Origin of the sequence: Agrobacterium sp. LR_9 (assembly GCF_041954855.1) — a bacterium.
GTDB lineage: Bacteria > Pseudomonadota > Alphaproteobacteria > Rhizobiales > Rhizobiaceae > Agrobacterium > Agrobacterium leguminum.
In genome coordinates this window covers 1-2,592 of record NZ_JAVAYA010000056.1, presented here as the reverse complement: position 1 = coordinate 2,592, position 2,592 = coordinate 1, and the positions used below count along the sequence as shown (strand labels likewise).

The window sequence follows — 2,592 nt, the reverse complement described above, 5'->3', positions numbered from 1 at the left end:
TGCGATACGCCCTCCTCGACGGACAGGCGCTCTGGCAGAAGCTGATCTTCCCCTAACGGAGACTTGACCTTGAGCACACGGCTCGCCTGAATGAAATCGGAAAAAGAAGTCTGATCATTCATGGCAAACCTCGATGGAAGATCGGAAAAATATCAATCAACTGCCAAAATCTCGACAGAATGCAATCAAACATTGTGGCGAAACCATGGATTCACCATGAATTCCGCAACCTGGATATGCCAAAATTCCATCGATGAAATCTGACAGGAGGGGGTGGACGTGCCGGTTGGAGCAAGGCCGAAACAGACAAAACACGACGCCGACCACTATGGCTTGCGTCGAGAAGAAGCCGCCGGGGCACACCGCGGTGCTGGCTGGTGGGTCAGCCTAAGGCGGCGCGGCCACAGGATCGTCAGGCTGTTCAAGGACAGTGTCTACGGTTCGGGCGATGCAGCCTATCGTCAGGCACGCGCCTACCGCGATGCCATTATCCTTGCAATTCCGCCTGCCACCAATCACGAGCAGGCCGTACTTCTGCGTAAGAACAATCGGAGCGGAATTTCCGGCGTGAGGCGCGTTGATGCGGCTGACGGGGATGTCTGGCAGGCAACGCTGATGACCAGTGAGGGGCAAAAAAGAGAAAACTTCTCCATCGCCAAATTCGGTGAGGAAGCGGCAAAGTCGATGGCGATCACGCAACGCCGCAAATGGCTGAAGGCACTACCCGTTACTCATCTCGCATACGCGCATCACGCTGCCGAGGTGGCACGCGCGCAGTTTGGCGACGAGCTTGCGCCGGCGGACGATGTTTTGCCCAAGGAGCGCCTGGACGATGCCGACATCGAGGCGCGCGTCAAAGCCATTAACGACCAATTTGATGCGTCTCGCCCGAAGCGACTGCGGGTCCGGGTCAAAAGTTACATGAAGGACAGGGTGTCCATCGCTGTTTCCGATGCGGGAAGCCCGGCACGGAAAAAGCTCATGCACCTCAATACGAGAGGCGGGGCCGGGGTCGAAATCATCGAAGCCATCAAAGATGTCATGAAAGAAGCGGTCGCGACCGTCTACGATCAAAATATCTGGCTTTGGTTCAGCTCGGAGCATGTAAACGAACTGCTCGACCCGCAGACCTTTGATATCGACCAAGGTTTCAACGTCCTGGTTATTGTGCCCGAGGAGCGGTTACGATCACATGCGGAACAACGAACGGAAGCGATCGATTATGCGCGGCACGAAGAGCAAACCATATAGATGCAAAATCCAAAAGCAGCACTGGCGGCCCACTGTCATGGCATCGTTTGCTCTTCCGCTCCTGATATCAGTCTCGATGGCAGCGGAACCCTCCGATCACGACAAGGCCAGATTACAGAAAGCCGTCCTCGGCTGCTTTATGGTTCCTGCCGGCGCGACAACCTCCGCCATCATCGAAGCACATTTCGAAGATGGGAAACTGAAAGGCGTGCCGAAAGTCGTGTCGAAAGGAGATGGGCCACTCAATAAGGCATTCGCACAAGCGGGTGTTCGTGCGATCCTGAAATGCGAAGCAAAGATCGCCGTCCTTCCAATCGATGGCGACGTACGCTTCAACTTCACGGCTGAGACAGCAGGGACAGGCGTAGCCCCTGATACCCCGAAAGAGGTCGCGCCAAAGAAACTTTCCCCCGGGCAACAGCCGGCCCACGAGAAGGAAGCGAAAAAGATCGAAAACTTCCTGAACGAACGCCGAATATCGGATTGAAGGCAAATTCCGATTGGTTTGTCAGATGTTTTCTACATCGACAGGAGACCAGCTCATGGCAAATGAACGAGCCAGCATCGAAGAAATACGCGGGTTTTACGCGCGGTTGATGGTAGAAGCGAGCAGGTCGTCCGACCCGCGGCTCGAAAGGGCTTTCGAGGTCGTCCCCCGCGAAGCTTTCTTCCCGCCTGGTCCCTGGAAAGTCATGATCAACCTCCGGTATTTCGATACGCCGAGTGCTGATCCCGTTTACCTCTACCATAACGTCCTGGTGGCGCTTGATGCAGACAAAGGAATCAACAACGGGGAGCCTTCGCTTCATGCGGCCTGGCTCGGAGCAGTTGCACCGCAACGCGGAGAAGCGGTCACGCATATCGGTGCGGGAACGGGATACTACTCAGCGATCCTGTCGATGCTCGTGTTGCCAACAGGTACAGTAACAGCCTTCGAAATCGACAAGAGCTTGGCTGAAAAAGCTCGAGTTAATCTTGAACCCTTCGAGGGAGTAAGCGTGATCAACGCTGACGCGACTCAAAAGCGGCTCCCTAAATCCGATGTGATCTATGTGAATGCTGGAGCGGCAGCACCTCCAATTGACTGGCTACGAGCACTCAAGCCCGGCGGTCGGATGATCTTTCCGTGGCGACCGAGCGAGGAAGTTGCCCTGACGCTGCTGGTTCGGGCCGACAGCGGCGGCTTCAGTGCCAAACCGTTGATGCCGGCATGGTTTATTCCATGCGTGGGCGCTTCAAGAGAGGTTGCTCCTTCCAGAGTGCCGGCCAATTTCGACGAGGCGCGGACTATACGGTCTATCTGGAGAAAGGCTGACCGCTTCCCCGACCAAAGTGCAATTG

At 55.7% G+C, this 2,592-nt stretch carries 3 protein-coding genes; all 3 read left to right on the top strand.

Going from position 1 to position 2,592, the window contains the following annotated elements:
- Positions 1-279: 279 nt before the first annotated feature.
- Complete coding sequence (locus tag RAC79_RS25530; protein ID WP_193559590.1) at positions 280-1,251, top strand: hypothetical protein; 972 nt, start codon at positions 280-282, stop codon at positions 1,249-1,251.
- 37 nt (positions 1,252-1,288) lie between these two features.
- Entirely contained in the window at positions 1,289-1,738 is a 450-nt protein-coding gene (locus tag RAC79_RS25525) for a hypothetical protein (RefSeq protein WP_078053767.1), read from the top strand.
- Between the two features lie 55 nt (positions 1,739-1,793).
- On the top strand, positions 1,794-2,592 hold a 799-nt coding region (locus tag RAC79_RS25520), incomplete at its 3' end, for a protein-L-isoaspartate O-methyltransferase (RefSeq protein WP_374997691.1).